Here is a 14,842-nt window from a genome sequence, read left to right on the forward strand (position 1 = left end):
CTGGCCCCGGTCCTTCGTCGGCGAGCAAGATGGAGTCGCCTGTCGCTTCCATCCGATCAGAAGGAGACGGATACGTGTCCACGGTGAACAGCTTCGGTGCCAAGAGCACCCTGACGGTCGGCAGCACCGACTACGAGATCTTCCGCATCGACACGGTCGCCGGGTACGAGAAGCTCCCGTTCAGCCTCAAGGTCCTGCTGGAGAACCTGCTGCGCACCGAGGACGGTGCGAACGTGACGAAGGCCCAGATCGAGGCGCTCGGCTCGTGGGACCCGACCGCCGAGCCGGACACCGAGATCCAGTTCACCCCGGCGCGCGTGGTGATGCAGGACTTCACCGGCGTGCCCTGCATCGTCGACCTCGCCACCATGCGCGAGGCCGTCACCGCCCTCGGCGGCGATCCGAACCGGATCAACCCGCTCTCGCCCGCCGAGATGGTGATCGACCACTCCGTGATCGCCGACCTGTTCGGCCGCGAAGACGCGCTCGAGCGCAACGTCGAGATCGAGTACGAGCGCAACGGCGAGCGCTACCAGTTCCTGCGCTGGGGTCAGACGGCGTTCGACGACTTCAAGGTCGTCCCGCCGGGCACCGGCATCGTGCACCAGGTGAACATCGAGCACCTGGCCAAGGTGATCTACGACCGCACCGTCGACGGCGTGCTGCGCGCCTACCCCGACACCTGCGTCGGCACCGACTCGCACACCACCATGGTCAACGGCCTGGGCGTGCTGGGCTGGGGCGTCGGCGGCATCGAGGCCGAGGCTGCCATGCTCGGCCAGCCGGTGTCCATGCTCATTCCGCGCGTGGTCGGCTTCAAGCTCACCGGGGAGATCCCGGCCGGCGTCACCGCCACCGACGTCGTGCTCACCATCACCGACATGCTCCGCAAGCACGGCGTGGTCGGTAAGTTCGTCGAGTTCTACGGCGCCGGCGTGGCATCCGTGCCGCTGGCGAACCGCGCCACCATCGGCAACATGTCGCCGGAGTTCGGCTCCACCGCCGCGATCTTCCCGATCGACGACGTCACCCTCGACTACCTGCGCCTCACCGGCCGCAGCGAGGAGGCCGTCGCGCTGGTCGAGGCGTACGCCAAGGAGCAGTCGCTGTGGCACGACCCGGCCCGCGAGCCGCAGTACAGCGAGTACCTCGAGCTCGACCTCGGCACCGTCGTGCCCTCGATCGCCGGCCCGAAGCGCCCCCAGGACCGCATCCTGCTGTCCGAGGCGAAGGAGCAGTTCGAGAAGGACATCCTGAACTACGCCACCGTCACGCCGGAGGAGCCGGTCGAGGTGGAGGGCACGTTCCCGGCATCGGACCCGGGCACGGCACCGGGTGTGGAGCGCGAGCACGTCTCGCCCAACGGCGTCTCGCACCACCACGAGACGGAGCAGGCCGAGTCGGCGCTGCTCTCCAGCGGCGGCCCTCACCCGGCCTCCAATCCGGTCGAGGTGTCGACTCCTGACGGGCAGAAGTACCTGCTCGACAACGGTGCCGTGACCCTCGCGGCGATCACGTCCTGCACGAACACGTCGAACCCGTCGGTGATGATCGCGGCGGGTCTGCTCGCCCGCAAGGCGCGGCAGAAGGGCCTGAAGCAGAAGCCGTGGGTGAAGACCACGCTCGGCCCGGGCTCGAAGGTGGTCACCGACTACTACGAGAAGTCCGGTCTGGACAAGGACCTCGAGGGCCTCGGCTTCTACACCGTGGGCTACGGATGCACGATCTGCATCGGCAACTCCGGTCCGCTGATCGAGGAGGTCTCCGAGGCGATCAACGAGCACGACCTCGCGGTCACCGCGGTGCTCTCCGGCAACCGCAACTTCGAGGGCCGGATCAGCCCGGACGTGAAGATGAACTACCTGGCGAGCCCGCCGCTCGTGGTGGCGTACGCGCTGGCCGGATCGATGCACTTCGACTTCGAGACCGACCCGCTCGGCAAGGACGCGGACGGCAACGACGTGTTCCTGCGCGACATCTGGCCGGCGCCGGAGGAGGTGCAGGAGATCATCGACACCGCGATCTCCCGCGACCAGTTCATCAAGCAGTACGCGACCGTGTTCGACGGCGACGACCGCTGGCGGAACCTCCCCACGCCCACCGGCCCGATCTTCGAGTGGGACCCGAACTCGACGTACGTGCGCAAGGCGCCGTACTTCGACGGCATGGAGCTGACCCCGGCGCCGGTCACCGACATCAAGGGTGCCCGCGTGCTGGCCACCCTGGGCGATTCGGTCACCACCGACCACATCAGCCCGGCCGGCAGCATCAAGCCGGGCACGCCGGCCGCGCAGTACCTCACCGAGCACGGCGTCGCGCCGAAGGACTTCAACTCCTACGGGTCGCGCCGCGGCAACCACGAGGTGATGATCCGCGGCACCTTCGCGAACATCCGGCTGAAGAACGCCCTGGTCAAGGCCGTCAACGACGGCCAGCAGATCGAGGGCGGGTACACCCGCGACTTCACCCGGCCCGGCGGTCCGCAGTCGTACATCTACGACGCGGCGATGAACTACCAGGCACAGGGCACCCCGCTGGTGATCTTCGGCGGCAAGGAGTACGGCTCCGGCTCGTCGCGCGACTGGGCGGCCAAGGGCACGAACCTGCTCGGCGTGAAGGCCGTCATCACGGAGAGCTTCGAGCGCATCCACCGGTCGAACCTCATCGGCATGGGCGTGGTGCCGCTGCAGTTCCCCGCCGGCGAGTCGTGGGAGTCGCTGGGCCTGGACGGCACCGAGATCGTCTCGATCGAGGGCCTCGAGCAGCTCAACGAGGGCGTCACCCCGAAGACCGTGAAGGTCACCGCCGAGCCGAGCGAGTTCTCGCCCGAGGGCAAGCAGACGATCACCTTCGACGCGGTCGTCCGCATCGACACCCCCGGTGAGGCGGACTACTACCGCAACGGCGGCATCCTGCAGTACGTGCTGCGTTCGCTGGTCTGACCCGATAGGCCAGGGGCCCGGACGCCGCGCGGCGTCCGGGCCCCTGTCGCTGTCGTCACACCGGATTCCCACCGACCCGCAGATAGACTTGGGGGGTCTTGCACGGCCTCGGCCGCGCGCCCGTCGAGTCGAGGAGGAGCTTCGATGCCGATCCTGCCGAGCATCACCGGACCCCGCGATCTCGACCGGCTCTCCGCCGCCGAGCTGACCGCGCTGGCGGCCGAGATCCGCACCTTCCTGGTGGAGAACGTCGCCAAGACCGGCGGCCACCTCGGTCCGAACCTCGGTGTGGTCGAACTGACGATCGCGCTGCACCGGGTGTTCTCCTCCCCGGACGACCCGATCATCTTCGACACCGGTCACCAGTCGTACGTGCACAAGCTGCTCACCGGGCGGCAGGACTTCTCCGCTCTGCGCTCGCGCGGCGGCCTCGCCGGCTACCCGCAGCGCAGCGAGAGCCCGCACGACGTCGTGGAGTCGTCGCACGCCTCGAGCTCGCTGAGCTGGGCCGACGGGGTGTCCCGCGCCCTGACTGCGACCGGACGCGCCGACCGGCACGTCGTGGCCGTGGTCGGCGACGGCGCTCTCACCGGCGGCATGACCTGGGAGGCGCTGAACAACATCACCGACGACAACGACCGCAACCTGGTGATCGTCGTCAACGACAACGGCCGCTCCTACGCGCCGACCATCGGCGGCATGTCGCGGTACCTGAACCGGGTGCGCACCGCCGGCGCGTACCGAGAGATGCACCGGAAGTCCGACCGGCTGTTCCGCGCCCTCGGACCGTTCGGCCGGGCCCTGTTCCGCGGCGTCCGCGGGGGCACCCACGGCTTCCTGTCCCGGTTCACGAACAACGCCGCGCTGTATTCCAACCTCGACATCAAGTACCTCGGCCCCGTGGACGGGCACGACATCCCGGCGCTCATCGAGACGCTGCAGCTCGCCAAGGACTACGGCGCCCCGGTGATCGTGCACGCGATCACGGAGAAGGGCCGCGGCTACCAGCCCGCGCTCGACGACGAGGCCGACCAGTTCCATGCCGTCGGACGCATCGACCCGAAGACCGGCGGCCCGCTCACGGCGTCCTCCGGTCGCGCCTGGACCGACGCCTTCGCGGAGGCCCTGGTCGAGATCGGCGCCCGCGATCCGAAGGTGATCGCGATGACCGCGGCGATGCTGCGCCCCACCGGTCTGGCGCCGTTCGCCGAGCGCTTCCCCGACCGGGTCTACGACGTCGGCATCGCCGAGCAGCACGCCGTCGCCTCGGCAGCGGGTCTCGCCTTCGGCGGCCTGCATCCCGTCGTCGCGATCTACGCCACCTTCATGAACCGCGCCTTCGACCAGGTGCTGATGGACGTCGCCCTGCACCGCGCCGGCGTGACCTTCGTGCTCGACCGGGCCGGTGTGACCGGGCCAGACGGGCCGAGCCACCACGGCGTGTGGGACCTGGCGATGCTGCAGCTCGTGCCGGGCATCCGCATCGCCGCCCCGCGCGACGCCGAGCGGCTGCGGGAGACGCTGGACGAGGCCGTGGCGGTCGACGACGCGCCCACGGTGATCCGCTACCCGAAGGCCTCGGTGGGCCCCGAGATCCCGGCGGTGGAGCGTCTCGAGGACGGTGTCGACGTGCTCGCCCGGGGGGAGGGCGAGGACGTGCTGCTCGTCGGCATCGGCCCGTTCGCCGCGCTCGCCCTGGATGTCGCCGCCCGGCTGCGCGCCCAGGGGATCGGTGCGACGGTGGTCGACCCGCGCTGGGTGATCCCGGTGCAGCCGTCGATCGTCGAGCTCGCCGCGCGCCATCGTCTCGTGATCACCCTCGAGGACGGCATCCGCGTCGGCGGCATCGGCACGCGCGTGCGCCAGGTGCTGCGCGAGGCCGGGATCGACACCGCCGTGGACGAGCTCGGTCTGCCCGACGAGTTCATCGACCACGCCAGCCGCGAGGAGATCCTCGCGGACGCCGGGCTGACCGCCGCGAAGATCGCCCACGACGTCGTCGCGCAGGTCCTCGGCCGGCGCGTCCCGGTCGCCCGTCAGGCCGGCGAGACCGGCGCGATCGAGCTGCCCCTGCACGAGCGCGGCTGACGAACTCCCGGTCAGTTCAGGGCGTGCAGCGCCCCGACCACGGGGTGCGGATGCTCCGCGTCGCGGAGCGCGCGAGCCAGCAGGTAGCCGTCGGTGAGCGCGTCGCCGGTGATCATCACCCGCAACAGCTCCACGCCGCAGGTCTCCCGCACCTGGGCCGCGCACGCGGCGAGCACGCGGGTGCTGATCTCGTCGTTGTGCGGCAGCTCCGTGCCGTCCAGCATCCGGATCGCGTCCCGCAGCGCTGCGCCGACGATGTTCGAGGCGCGCTCCTTGACATTCACCACGTCGAGTTCGAACACCCGCAGATCGCGTCCGGTGGCGATCGGACGCCACTCGAACGAGGCGTGCACGCGGTGCTGATGACCGCCGGCCCCGGTCATCTCCCTGGCCGGCAGGTCGGTGGCGCGGCACCGCACGTCGACGAGGCGGTACCAGTAGAACAGCGGGAAGGCGCCGTGCGAGCCCGGCTGCAGCACGACCACCTCGCCGACGGCGCCCCCGGCGGACTTCCGGCGGGCCGGCCGGTTGCGGATGATCGGCTTCCCGTTCCGCGTGCGGATGGCCGCCCAGCCCTCGTCCACGGTGACGACGAACAGCTTCAGCAGCGCAGGCACCACGAGCAGGATGGTGAGGATCGCCGTCCCCGTCCGCAGCAGCCCCGACATCCCCTTGCCGCTCATCATGGTCACGAGCATGTCCATGTCACCACTGTGCCGCCTCGCGCCGGCGCCGGAGCACGGATCCGGCCCCGGCGCGGATGTGTTCACACGCTGTTCCCCGTGCGTTCGGCGACGGGTCGGGGCACGGAAACGGATGCTCCTGGGGCACGTCGCGTCCGGGACGCGCAGACGGGCGGGAGGAACGCGCCTCCCGCCCGTCGTGGGCCCTGCTCAAGCCTGCGCGATGCCGCGGATCGGCGGGTGGTGGAAGGTGTCGCCGAACACCCGCTGCGAGGCGCCCTCACGGTCCAGGTAAGGGGAGGCGCCGCCGTCGATGAACGGCCAGCCCGCGCCCAGGATCAGGCACAGGTCGATGTCCTCGACCTCCGGCACCACGCCCTCGTCGAGCATGATCCGGATCTCCTGCGCGAGTCCGTCCTGCACGCGGCGAAGGATCGTGTCCGCGGATGCCGGGGTCGAGCCGACCGCGCCCTTGAGCGTCTTCTCCGCCGCCTTCGTCCATCCGGTGACCCGGCCGCCCTTGTCCTTCTCGACGACCTGGTCGAGCTCGGCCAGCGCGTGGAAGTTGTCGTTCGCGTAGAACCGGTCCGGGAAGGCGCGCACCATGGTGTCCTGCACGTGCGCGGCCACCTTCCAGCCGACCAGGTCGATGAGCTGGAACGGCCCCATGGGAAGCCCGAGCGGCGCGAACGCCTTCTCGACATCCGCCACCGGGGTGCCCTCGTACACGGCGCGCGCCGCCTCGCCCATCACCTTGGCCAGCAGACGGTTCACCACGAAGCCGGGGGCGTCCGCGGTGAGCACGGCGTTCTTGCCGAGGTTCTTCGCGACCACGAACGCCGTCGACAGCGCGGCATCCGAGGTCTGCGGCGTCTTCACGATCTCGATCAGCGGCATCACCGCCACCGGGTTGAAGAAGTGGAACCCGACGAGACGCTCCGGGTGGGCGAGCTTCGCGCCGATCTCCTCGACCGACAGCGACGAGGTGTTGGTGGCGAGGACGGCGTCCTCGGCCACGATCTTCTCGATCTCGCCGAACACCTGCTGCTTGACGCCGACCTCCTCGAACACCGCCTCGATCACGAAGTCGCAGTCCGCGTAGAGGCTCTTGTCGGTGGTGCCGGTGATCAGGGCGCGGAGCCGGGCGGCGGTGTCGCCGTCCAGACGGCCCTTCGCCTCCAGCTTGCCGATCTCCTCGTGGATCGAGGCGACGCCCTTGTCCACGCGCGCCTGGTCGATGTCGGTGATCAGCACCGGCACCTGCAGCCTGCGCACGAACAGCAGCGCGAACTGGGTGGCCATGAGCCCCGCGCCGATGATGCCCACCTTGGTCACCTTCTTCGCCAGTTCCTTCTCCGGCGCGCCCACCGGCCGCTTGGCGCGCTTCTGCACGAGGTCGAAGGCGTACATGGATGCCGCGAACTGGTCGCCCGTGACGAGCTCCGCCAGCGCCTCGTCCTCGCGGGCGAAGCCCTCGGCGCGATCCTTCGGCGAGGTGCCGCTGCTGGCCTTGTCGAGCAGGTCGAGCGCGACGTAGGGGGAGCGGGGCACGGTGCCGATCTTCGACTCCAGCATCCCGCGGGCCATCTTGATCGCGATCGGCCATTTGGTGAGCCGCTCGATCCTCCCGGGCTGGTTCTTCCGCTCGACCTTCTTCCCGCCGAGGACCTCGTCCGCCCAGCGAAGCGAGTCCTCGAGGAAGTTCGCGGCGGGGAAGATCGCGTCCATGATGCCCAGCTCGAACGCCTGCTGCGGCTTCAGCATCCGGTTCTGCTTGAGCGGGTTCGAGATGACGACCTCGAGGGCGTTCTCGATGCCGATCAGGTTCGGCAGCAGGTACGCGCCGCCCCACCCGGGGATGATGCCGAGGAACACCTCGGGCAGGGCGATCGCGGCGGCCGAGGCGTCGACGGTGCGGTAGCTCGAGTTCAGCGCGATCTCCAGGCCGCCGCCGAGGGCCAGGCCGTTCACGAACGCGAACGACGGCACCCCGAGCTCCGACAGAGAGCCGAGGACCTTGTGCCCGAGCTGGGCGATCCGTCGCGCGTTCTCCTTCGAGCCGACCTTGCTGATGTCGGACAGATCGGCGCCCGCGGCGAGGATGTACTGCTTGCCGGTGATGCCGACGGCCTGGATCTCCCCGGATGCCGCCCGCGCCTTGAGGCCCTCCAGCGTCTCGCCGAGTTCGAACAGGGTCGCCGGCCCCAGCGTGTTCGGTCGGGTGTGGTCGCGCCCGTTGTCGAGCGTGATCAGCGCCAGCGTCCGGCCCGAGGGAAGGCGGATGTCGCGCACCCGCGAGTGGGTGATCACCTCGCCCTCGGCGAGGGCCGACAGCTGCGAGAAGTCGATGTCGTCGTAGCTCACTTCTTCTTCTTTCCGTCGTAGAACGGGTTCTCCCAGATGACCGAGCCGCCCTGGCCGAGGCCCACGCACATGGCGGTGAGGCCGTAGCGGACGTCGGGGCGCTCGGCGAACTGCGCGGCCAGCTGGATCATCAGGCGCACGCCGGAGGCGGCGAGCGGATGCCCGAGGGCGATCGCGCCGCCCCACGGGTTGACCCGCGGGTCGTCGTCGGCGATGCCGAAGTGGTCGAGCAGGGACAGCACCTGGATCGCGAACGCCTCGTTCAGCTCGAACAGCCCGATGTCGGAGATGTCCAGCCCGGCCTTCTTCAGCGCCTTCTCGGTGGATGGGATCGGCCCGATGCCCATGATCTCCGGCTGCACGCCGGCGTACGCGAAGGACACCATCCGCATCTTCGGCTGCAGGCCGAGCTCCTTCACGGCCTGCCGCCCGGCGAGCAGCGACATCGTGGCGCCGTCGGTGAGCGGCGAGGAGGTGCCGGCGGTGACGCGCCCGTGCGGGCGGAACGGCGTCTTCAGCCCGGCCAGGTCCTCCATGGTGGTCTGCGGACGGCGGCCCTCGTCCTCGCTGGCCAGGCCCCAGGCGCCCTCGGCGTCCTTGATCGCGACCGGGACCAGGTCGGGCTGGATCTTGCCGGCCTCGTACGCGGCCTGCACCTTGTGCTGGCTGAGCATGCCGAACCGGTCGGCGCGCTCCTTGGTCAGGTGCGGGAACCGGTCGTGGATGCGCTCGGCGGTCACGCCCATGTTCAGCGCGCCGGGATCGACCATCTTCTCGGCCACGAAGCGCGGGTTCGGGTCGGCGTTCGTGCCGATCGGGTGGCGCCCCATGTGCTCCACGCCCCCGGCGAGGGCGAGGTCGTACATGCCCACGCCGATCGAGGCGCCCATGGTCGTCACCGCGGTCATCGCGCCCGCGCACATCCGGTCGATCGCCAGACCGGGCACGGTCTGCGGCAGCCCGGCGAGGATCGCCACCGAGCGGCCGAGCGTGAGCCCCTGGTCGCCGGTCTGGCTGGTCGCGGCGATCGCCACGTCGTCGACGCGATCGCGGGGGACGCCGGGATTGCGCTCCATCAGGCCGATGGTCGCCTTGACGGCGAGGTCATCCGCGCGGGTGTTCCAGTACATGCCCTTCTCGCCGGCGCGCCCGAAAGGCGTGCGCACTCCGTCGACGAAGAAGACGTCCGAGATCTCGGCCACTCTGCCTCCATAGGTTGGGATACCGCCAGCCTAGGAGGGCGAAAATCGGCGCCGGAATCGGTTGGGTCGAACCTACGAACCGTCCTCGGCGGGCTCCTCGAACGATTGCGCAGCCTCTACAAAGGCATCCGAGATCTTCTGTGCGGTGTGCGCAATCTGCCAGGGGCGCGCCCCGAGCTCTTCGAGCGCCTTCCCGATGGCATCCGGAGTGGGCGCCGGCGGCTCCCAGGCGATCCGGCGCAGGTGCTCGGGCGTGAGCAGGTTCTCCGTGGGCATGTTCAGCTCCTGGGCGAGCTGCTCCACGACCGGGCGGGCGGCCTTCAGTCGGGCATCCGCCTCGGGATTGCGGTCGGCCCATGCGCGCGGCGGCGGCAGCGTGTCGCTGGGCACGCGCTCGCGCGGGAGTTCGGTGCTCTCGCGGCCCCGCACGATCGCCTGCCACCAGCGGTCCAGCTGGCTCCGGCTGGCGCGGCCGGTGAAGTCGGGGACGGATGCCAGGGCCTGCTTGCTCGCCGGAGCGGCGAGCACGGCCGCCACCAGCGAGCGGTCGGGGACGAGCCGCCCGGGGGAGACGTCCTGCTGCTGCGCGTACTCCTCCCGCGCCAGCCACAGCTCCCGCGCCACCGCCAGGTTCCGGGCGCCGCGGACCCGGTGCAGGCCGCTGAGCCGGCGCCATGGGTCCTCCCGGGGCGCCTTGGGGGCGCGGGCGAGGGTGGCTGCGAACTCCTGCGCGGCGATCTCGGTCTTCCCGGTCTCTGCCAGCTCGGCGGCGAGCACGTCGCGGACGTCGACCAGGTGCTCCACATCGAGGGCGGCATACTCCAGCCAGGCGGCCGGCAGCGGGCGCGTCGACCAGTCGGCGGCGGAGTGCTCCTTCGCCAGCGCGATCCCCAGCGTGCGCTCCACCACCGCCGCAAGGCCCACGCGTTCGTGACCGAGCAGCCGGGCGGCGAGCTCGGTGTCGAAGATCGACGGCGGCTCCAAGCCGAGCTCGCGCAACGACGGCAGATCCTGGCTCGCGGCGTGCAGCACCCATTCCGCGTCGCCGATCGCGTCCTGCAGCGGTGCGAAGTCGCCGAGCGCGGGGGGATCGAACAGCCGCACGCCGCCCGCCCCGCGGCGGAACACCTGCACCAGGTAGGCGCGCTGCGAGTACCGGAACCCGGAGGCCCGCTCCACGTCGACCGCGACCGGGCCGGTGCCCGCGGCGAGGGCGCGGCAGGCGGCCTCGAACTCCGCGCGGTCGTCGATCACGGAGTAGTCAGCCACGTCCGCCCTTCCTCGCGCCGAACACGGCGACGTTCTCGGAGCCCGGCGGCAGTCCCGCGAGCATCCCCACCAGCTCCGCCCATGCTTCCACATGCGGCCGGATCGGCCCCTCCGGCGTCCACGACGCGCGCAGCTCGATCTGCGCGCCGTCGCCCTCGCCGGCGAGCCCGCCGAAGCCCTTCGAGAGCATCTTCGTCGAGGTGCCGGATGCCGAGTGATACACCGCGTTCCGGGACTCCAGCGCGTCCACAAGCCACGACCAGGCGACGTCAGCCAGGAGCGGATCGGTGCCGATCTCCGGCTCCAACGGCGCCTGAGCGAAGGCGACGACGCGCCAGGCGCCGTCCCAGGCGCCCGGCTCGTCCGGGTCGTGCAGCAGCACGAAGCGCCCGGTGCCGTACACCGAGTCGCCGTGGTCGTCCGGGCGGACATCGGCGGCCAGGGCGAGCGCGAAGGGCGCCAGGCCGGAGGGGGAGGGGATCTCGCGGACGACGATGTCCGTGCGGAACGGCGTCGCGCGCAGCTCGGCGGCGGCCTCCTCGAAGGCGGCGGCGGCATCCGGGTGGGCGGTCACGGTGACAGGCTAGAGTCAGGAGGCGATGAAGAGTCTCAGGCACGCCGTAGCGCTGGCCGCACCCGCCCTCGTCGCCGCCGGCCTCGCGGGTGCCGCAGCCGTGTTCGCGACCGCCCGACGGGTGGTCACGCCCGCCATCCGCCGCAACGACACCGTCATCCTCGCGGTCGACACCGGCGCGCAGACGATCGAGCTCGGCCGCACACCCGACACCGAGCTGCCGGGGCGCTACGGGCTGTTCACCACCGGCACCCACGGCTACGTGAAGCTGGGCGCGGTGCTCAGCGCCGACGCCGGCCGGGTGCGTCGCAAGCTGCTCACCCAGATCGAGCCCGGGGCGCGCGTGGATCGGGACGCGGCCTTCAGCGGCTGGTACTACACCGCGCCGAGCGAACTGCACCTGCCGTGGGAGGCCGTCCTCATCGGCAGCCCGGCGGGGCCGTGCCCGGCGTGGCTCTTCCCGGGGGAGGACTGGTCCACCTGGGTGATCCAGGTGCACGGGCGCGGCACCACGCGCTCGGAGTGTCTGCGCGCGGTGCCGGTGTTCCACGCGCTCGGGCATCCGACCCTCGTCGTCTCCTACCGCAACGACGGGGAGGCGCCGCGCAGCCGCGGCGGCAGCTACGCCCTGGGCGCCTCCGAGTGGCGGGACGTGGACGCCGCGATCGCCTACGCCCTGCGGCGCGGGGCGCAGCGGGTCGTGCTGATGGGCTGGTCGATGGGCGGGGCCATCGCGCTGCAGGCGGCGGTGTCGTCGGGGCGGCGCGGCGCGATCGCCGGCGTGGTGCTGGAGTCCCCGGTCGTGGACTGGCGCACCGTGCTGCGCTTCCAGGCCCGGGAGTCCGGCCTGCGCGAGCCGCTGCCGCAGCTGGCGATGAGCGCGCTGTCCTCCGCGGTGACCGCGCGGCTCAGCGGCGCCGAGGAGGCGATCCCGTTCGACCGGCTGGACATGGTCGCGCGGGCGTCCGAGCTGGAGGCGCCCATCCTCATCCTGCACAGCGAGGACGACGGCTTCGTGCCCGCGGACGCGTCGCACGCCCTGGCCGCGGCCCGGCCGGACATCGTCACGATGCCGCGGTTCTCGGGGGCCCGGCACACCAAGCTGTGGAACTACGACCAGACGGCGTGGACCGACGCGATCACCGCGTGGATGCGGGATCAGGGTCTGAGCGTCCCGCTCTCCGGTCGCTGAGCGCCCTCAGCGCTTCTGCGCGACCTGCCGCTTCGCGCGGATCAGCATCCCGGTCATCCCTGCGATCCGCAGCGGCGACACCGCGCGGGTGAGCCCGATGCTCTGCGGGAAGTCGTCCGGGATCGCGAGCACCTCGTCAGCGGTGAGCCCGGTGATCCCCTGCACGAGGATGCTGGCGAAGCCGCGGGTGGTGGGCGCCTCCGGCGGTGCCGTGGCGTGCATGGTCACCACGCCGTCGTCGACCTCGACGTAGATGTACACCGGCGACTGGCATTCCGCGACGCGTTCGCACATCTCCGGATGCTGCGCGATCGCGTCCGGGACCGCGGGGAGCTCCTGCGAGAACTCGAGCAGCAGCTGCAGGCGCTCGTTCTCGGGCAGTTCGAGGAAGTCGTCGCGGATCTGCGCGAGGGTGTCGGGGGTGGCGGTCATCACCGCCATTTTCCCACGGTCAGAGCGAGCCGGGCTCGGTGCCGGTCACGATCGGCACGCGCACGGCGCTGCCCCACTCGGTCCAGGAGCCGTCGTAGTTGCGCACATCCGGGAAGCCGAGCAGGTGCTTGAGCACGAACCAGGTGTGGCTGGAGCGCTCACCGATGCGGCAGTAGGCGATCACCGCGTCGCCGTCCTTGAGCCCGGCGCCGTCGCGGTAGATCTCCTCCAGCTCCGCGCGCGTCTTGAACCCGCCGTCCTCGGCGACCGCCTTCCCCCACGGAACGCTCTGCGCGGTCGGGATGTGCCCTGCCCGCAGCGCGCCCTCCTCCGGGTAGGCGGGGGCGGAGGTGCGCTCCCCGCTGTACTCCTCAGGGGAGCGGACGTCGATCAGCGGCCCGCGGCCGAGGAAGGCCAGCACGTCGTCCTTGTATGCCCGCAGCACCGAGTCGTCGCGCTCCACGACGGGGTAATCGGTGCGCTCCCGCTGCGGCACCTCGGTGGTGAGCTCGCGACCCTCGGCGATCCAGCGGTCGCGGCCGCCGTCGAGCAGGCGGACGTCCTCGTGTCCGAACAGCGAGAACACCCACAGGGCGTACGCCGCCCACCAGTTGTTCTTGTCCCCGTAGATCACGACCGTGTCGTCGCGGGAGATGCCCTTGCGGCTGAGCAGCTCGGCGAACCCCTCGCCGTCGACGTAGTCGCGCACGACCGGGTCGTTGAGCTCGGTGTGCCAGTCGACCTTCACGGCGCCGGGGATGTGCCCGGTGTCGTAGAGGAGCACGTCCTCGTCGGATTCGACGACGACCAGGCCGGGGCGACCGAGGTTCGCAGCGAGCCATTCGGTGCTCACCAGGCGACCCGGCTCCGCGTACTCGGCGAACTTGGGGGACGAGGTGTCGAATTCGACGGTCACGGAGGCTCCTCAGGGTGATCGGGCGCAGGGGAGACGGCGTAGTGTGGAGCCGTCCCCTCCGACGATAGATCCCCTCCGGACCCCTCGCACGCGGATCGTAAGACTTCGACACAGGATGCCCATGACCCCGACGACCAGCACCGGCATCGTCCACCTCACCGAGCGCACGCCGACCGTGACGGGTCCCGAGATGCTGGCGAGCCTGGTCCCGCCGCCGCAGTTCGACGACGCGACCTTCGAGAGCTACCGCGCCGATCCGGCCTACCCGTCGCAGGACGAGGCGAAGCAGAAGCTGCAGCGTTTCTCGGGGCGGAGCGAGCCGGTCAAGCGGGGCGGATTCTTCCGGCGCGCCCCGAAGGAGACCCCGGTGAAGCCGGGCGTGTACCTGGACGGCGGGTTCGGGGTGGGCAAGACCCACCTGCTGGCGTCCGTCTACCACGCCCTCCCCGCCCGCCGGAAGTACTTCGGCTCGTTCATCGAGTACACCGCACTGGTCGGCGCCATCGGCTACAAGAACACCGTGGATCTGCTCCGCGGTGCCGACCTGCTGTGCATCGACGAGTTCGAGCTCGACGACCCGGGCGACACCATGGTGATGACCCGGCTTCTGGGCGAGCTGGTCACCTCCGGCACCAAGCTCGCCGCCACCTCGAACACCCCGCCGAACGCCCTCGGCGAGGGGCGTTTCGCCGCCCAGGACTTCCTGCGCGAGATCCACCAGATGGCGGACAGCTTCGAGACACTGCGCATCGACGGCGTCGACTACCGCCAGCGCGCGATCGACGGTCACGCCGTCGTGCTGGAGCAGACCGCCTTCGACCACGCGGTCGCGAACGGCGCCGCCGACGGGACGACGTCCGACGACGACTTCACCGCCGTGATCCGGCACCTGGCGCAGGTGCATCCGTCGCGCTACATCCGTCTCATCGACGGGGTCGACCTGATCGCCTTGCGCGACGTGCACGTGCTCACCGACCAGTCCGAGGCGCTGCGGTTCGTCGCGTTCGTGGACCGCGTGTACGACGCGCAGATCCCGATCGTGGCCACCGGCACGCCGCTGGACGAGGTGTTCGGCGCGGAGATGCTCGGCGGCGGCTACCGCAAGAAGTACCTGCGCGCGATCTCCCGGCTGAACGCGCTCACGCACGCCGCCGCCGGGTAACACGATCGTCACATCCGC

Annotated in this window: 11 protein-coding genes; 4 read left to right on the top strand and 7 right to left on the bottom strand. The window is 70.8% G+C overall.

The window, feature by feature from the left end:
• Window positions 1-29: 29 nt before the first annotated feature.
• Together JSY13_RS06200 and dxs are read left to right on the top strand one after the other, a co-directional pair.
• Window positions 30-2,942: an aconitate hydratase gene (locus tag JSY13_RS06200; RefSeq protein ID WP_259605887.1), complete on the top strand. Its 2,913-nt coding sequence runs from the start codon at window positions 30-32 to the stop codon at window positions 2,940-2,942.
• A gap of 144 nt (window positions 2,943-3,086) precedes the next feature.
• A complete protein-coding gene (gene dxs / locus JSY13_RS06205) occupies window positions 3,087-5,030 on the top strand; it encodes a 1-deoxy-D-xylulose-5-phosphate synthase (RefSeq protein ID WP_259605888.1) in 1,944 nt (647 codons plus the stop codon).
• An 11-nt stretch (window positions 5,031-5,041) separates the two neighbouring features.
• On the opposite strand, the gene JSY13_RS06210 is transcribed toward dxs, so the two are convergent.
• The 5 genes from JSY13_RS06210 to JSY13_RS06230 form a co-directional block, all read right to left on the bottom strand.
• Entirely contained in the window at window positions 5,042-5,734 is a 693-nt protein-coding gene (locus JSY13_RS06210) for an SPFH domain-containing protein (RefSeq protein WP_259605889.1), read from the bottom strand.
• 189 nt (window positions 5,735-5,923) lie between these two features.
• The gene (locus JSY13_RS06215) at window positions 5,924-8,077 is read right to left on the bottom strand and encodes a 3-hydroxyacyl-CoA dehydrogenase NAD-binding domain-containing protein (RefSeq protein ID WP_259605890.1); all 2,154 of its coding nucleotides are present in this window, start codon (window positions 8,075-8,077) and stop codon (window positions 5,924-5,926) included.
• Window positions 8,074-9,279 carry a thiolase family protein gene (locus JSY13_RS06220; RefSeq protein ID WP_259605891.1) on the bottom strand — a complete coding sequence of 402 codons (1,206 nt, stop codon included), beginning with the start codon at window positions 9,277-9,279 and terminating at the stop codon, window positions 8,074-8,076. Before JSY13_RS06220 ends, JSY13_RS06215 begins: the two co-directional genes overlap by 4 nt.
• Before the next feature lie 72 nt (window positions 9,280-9,351).
• On the bottom strand, window positions 9,352-10,548 hold the full coding sequence (locus tag JSY13_RS06225) for a ribonuclease D (protein ID WP_259605892.1): 1,197 nt from the start codon (window positions 10,546-10,548) through the stop codon (window positions 9,352-9,354).
• Entirely contained in the window at window positions 10,541-11,122 is a 582-nt protein-coding gene (locus tag JSY13_RS06230; protein WP_259605893.1) for a DUF3000 domain-containing protein, read from the bottom strand. The genes JSY13_RS06225 and JSY13_RS06230 overlap by 8 nt, the downstream gene beginning before the upstream one ends.
• Window positions 11,123-11,147: 25 nt before the next feature.
• Between JSY13_RS06230 and JSY13_RS06235 the strand changes: the two genes are divergently transcribed.
• A complete protein-coding gene (locus JSY13_RS06235) occupies window positions 11,148-12,314 on the top strand; it encodes an alpha/beta hydrolase family protein (RefSeq protein WP_259605894.1) in 1,167 nt (388 codons plus the stop codon).
• A 6-nt stretch (window positions 12,315-12,320) separates the two neighbouring features.
• On the opposite strand, the gene JSY13_RS06240 is transcribed toward JSY13_RS06235, so the two are convergent.
• Together JSY13_RS06240 and JSY13_RS06245 are read right to left on the bottom strand one after the other, a co-directional pair.
• Window positions 12,321-12,746, bottom strand: coding sequence for a SufE family protein (locus JSY13_RS06240; protein WP_259605895.1), 426 nt, complete (start codon window positions 12,744-12,746; stop codon window positions 12,321-12,323).
• A gap of 19 nt (window positions 12,747-12,765) precedes the next feature.
• Window positions 12,766-13,662 (bottom strand): sulfurtransferase, encoded by an 897-nt coding sequence (locus JSY13_RS06245; RefSeq protein ID WP_259605896.1) that lies wholly within the window; start codon window positions 13,660-13,662, stop codon window positions 12,766-12,768.
• Between the two features lie 121 nt (window positions 13,663-13,783).
• On the opposite strand from JSY13_RS06245, the gene zapE reads away from it, so the two are divergent.
• On the top strand, window positions 13,784-14,824 hold the full coding sequence (zapE, locus tag JSY13_RS06250; protein ID WP_259605897.1) for a cell division protein ZapE: 1,041 nt from the start codon (window positions 13,784-13,786) through the stop codon (window positions 14,822-14,824).
• Window positions 14,825-14,842 lie beyond the last annotated feature (18 nt).

This window comes from Microbacterium neungamense, assembly GCF_024971095.1.
GTDB classification, from domain to species: Bacteria; Actinomycetota; Actinomycetes; order Actinomycetales; family Microbacteriaceae; genus Microbacterium; species Microbacterium neungamense.

Bases quoted from the DNA above. Each gene is read 5' to 3' on its own strand.
- JSY13_RS06200 (WP_259605887.1), top strand. From the start codon at position 30: ATGGAGTCGCCTGTCGCTTCCATCCGATCAGAAGGAGACGGATACGTG.
- dxs (WP_259605888.1), top strand. From the start codon at position 3,087: ATGCCGATCCTGCCGAGCATCACCGGACCCCGCGATCTCGACCGGCTC.
- JSY13_RS06210 (WP_259605889.1), bottom strand. From the start codon at position 5,734: ATGGACATGCTCGTGACCATGATGAGCGGCAAGGGGATGTCGGGGCTG.
- JSY13_RS06235 (WP_259605894.1), top strand. From the start codon at position 11,148: ATGAAGAGTCTCAGGCACGCCGTAGCGCTGGCCGCACCCGCCCTCGTC.
- JSY13_RS06240 (WP_259605895.1), bottom strand. From the start codon at position 12,746: ATGACCGCCACCCCCGACACCCTCGCGCAGATCCGCGACGACTTCCTC.
- zapE (WP_259605897.1), top strand. From the start codon at position 13,784: ATGACCCCGACGACCAGCACCGGCATCGTCCACCTCACCGAGCGCACG.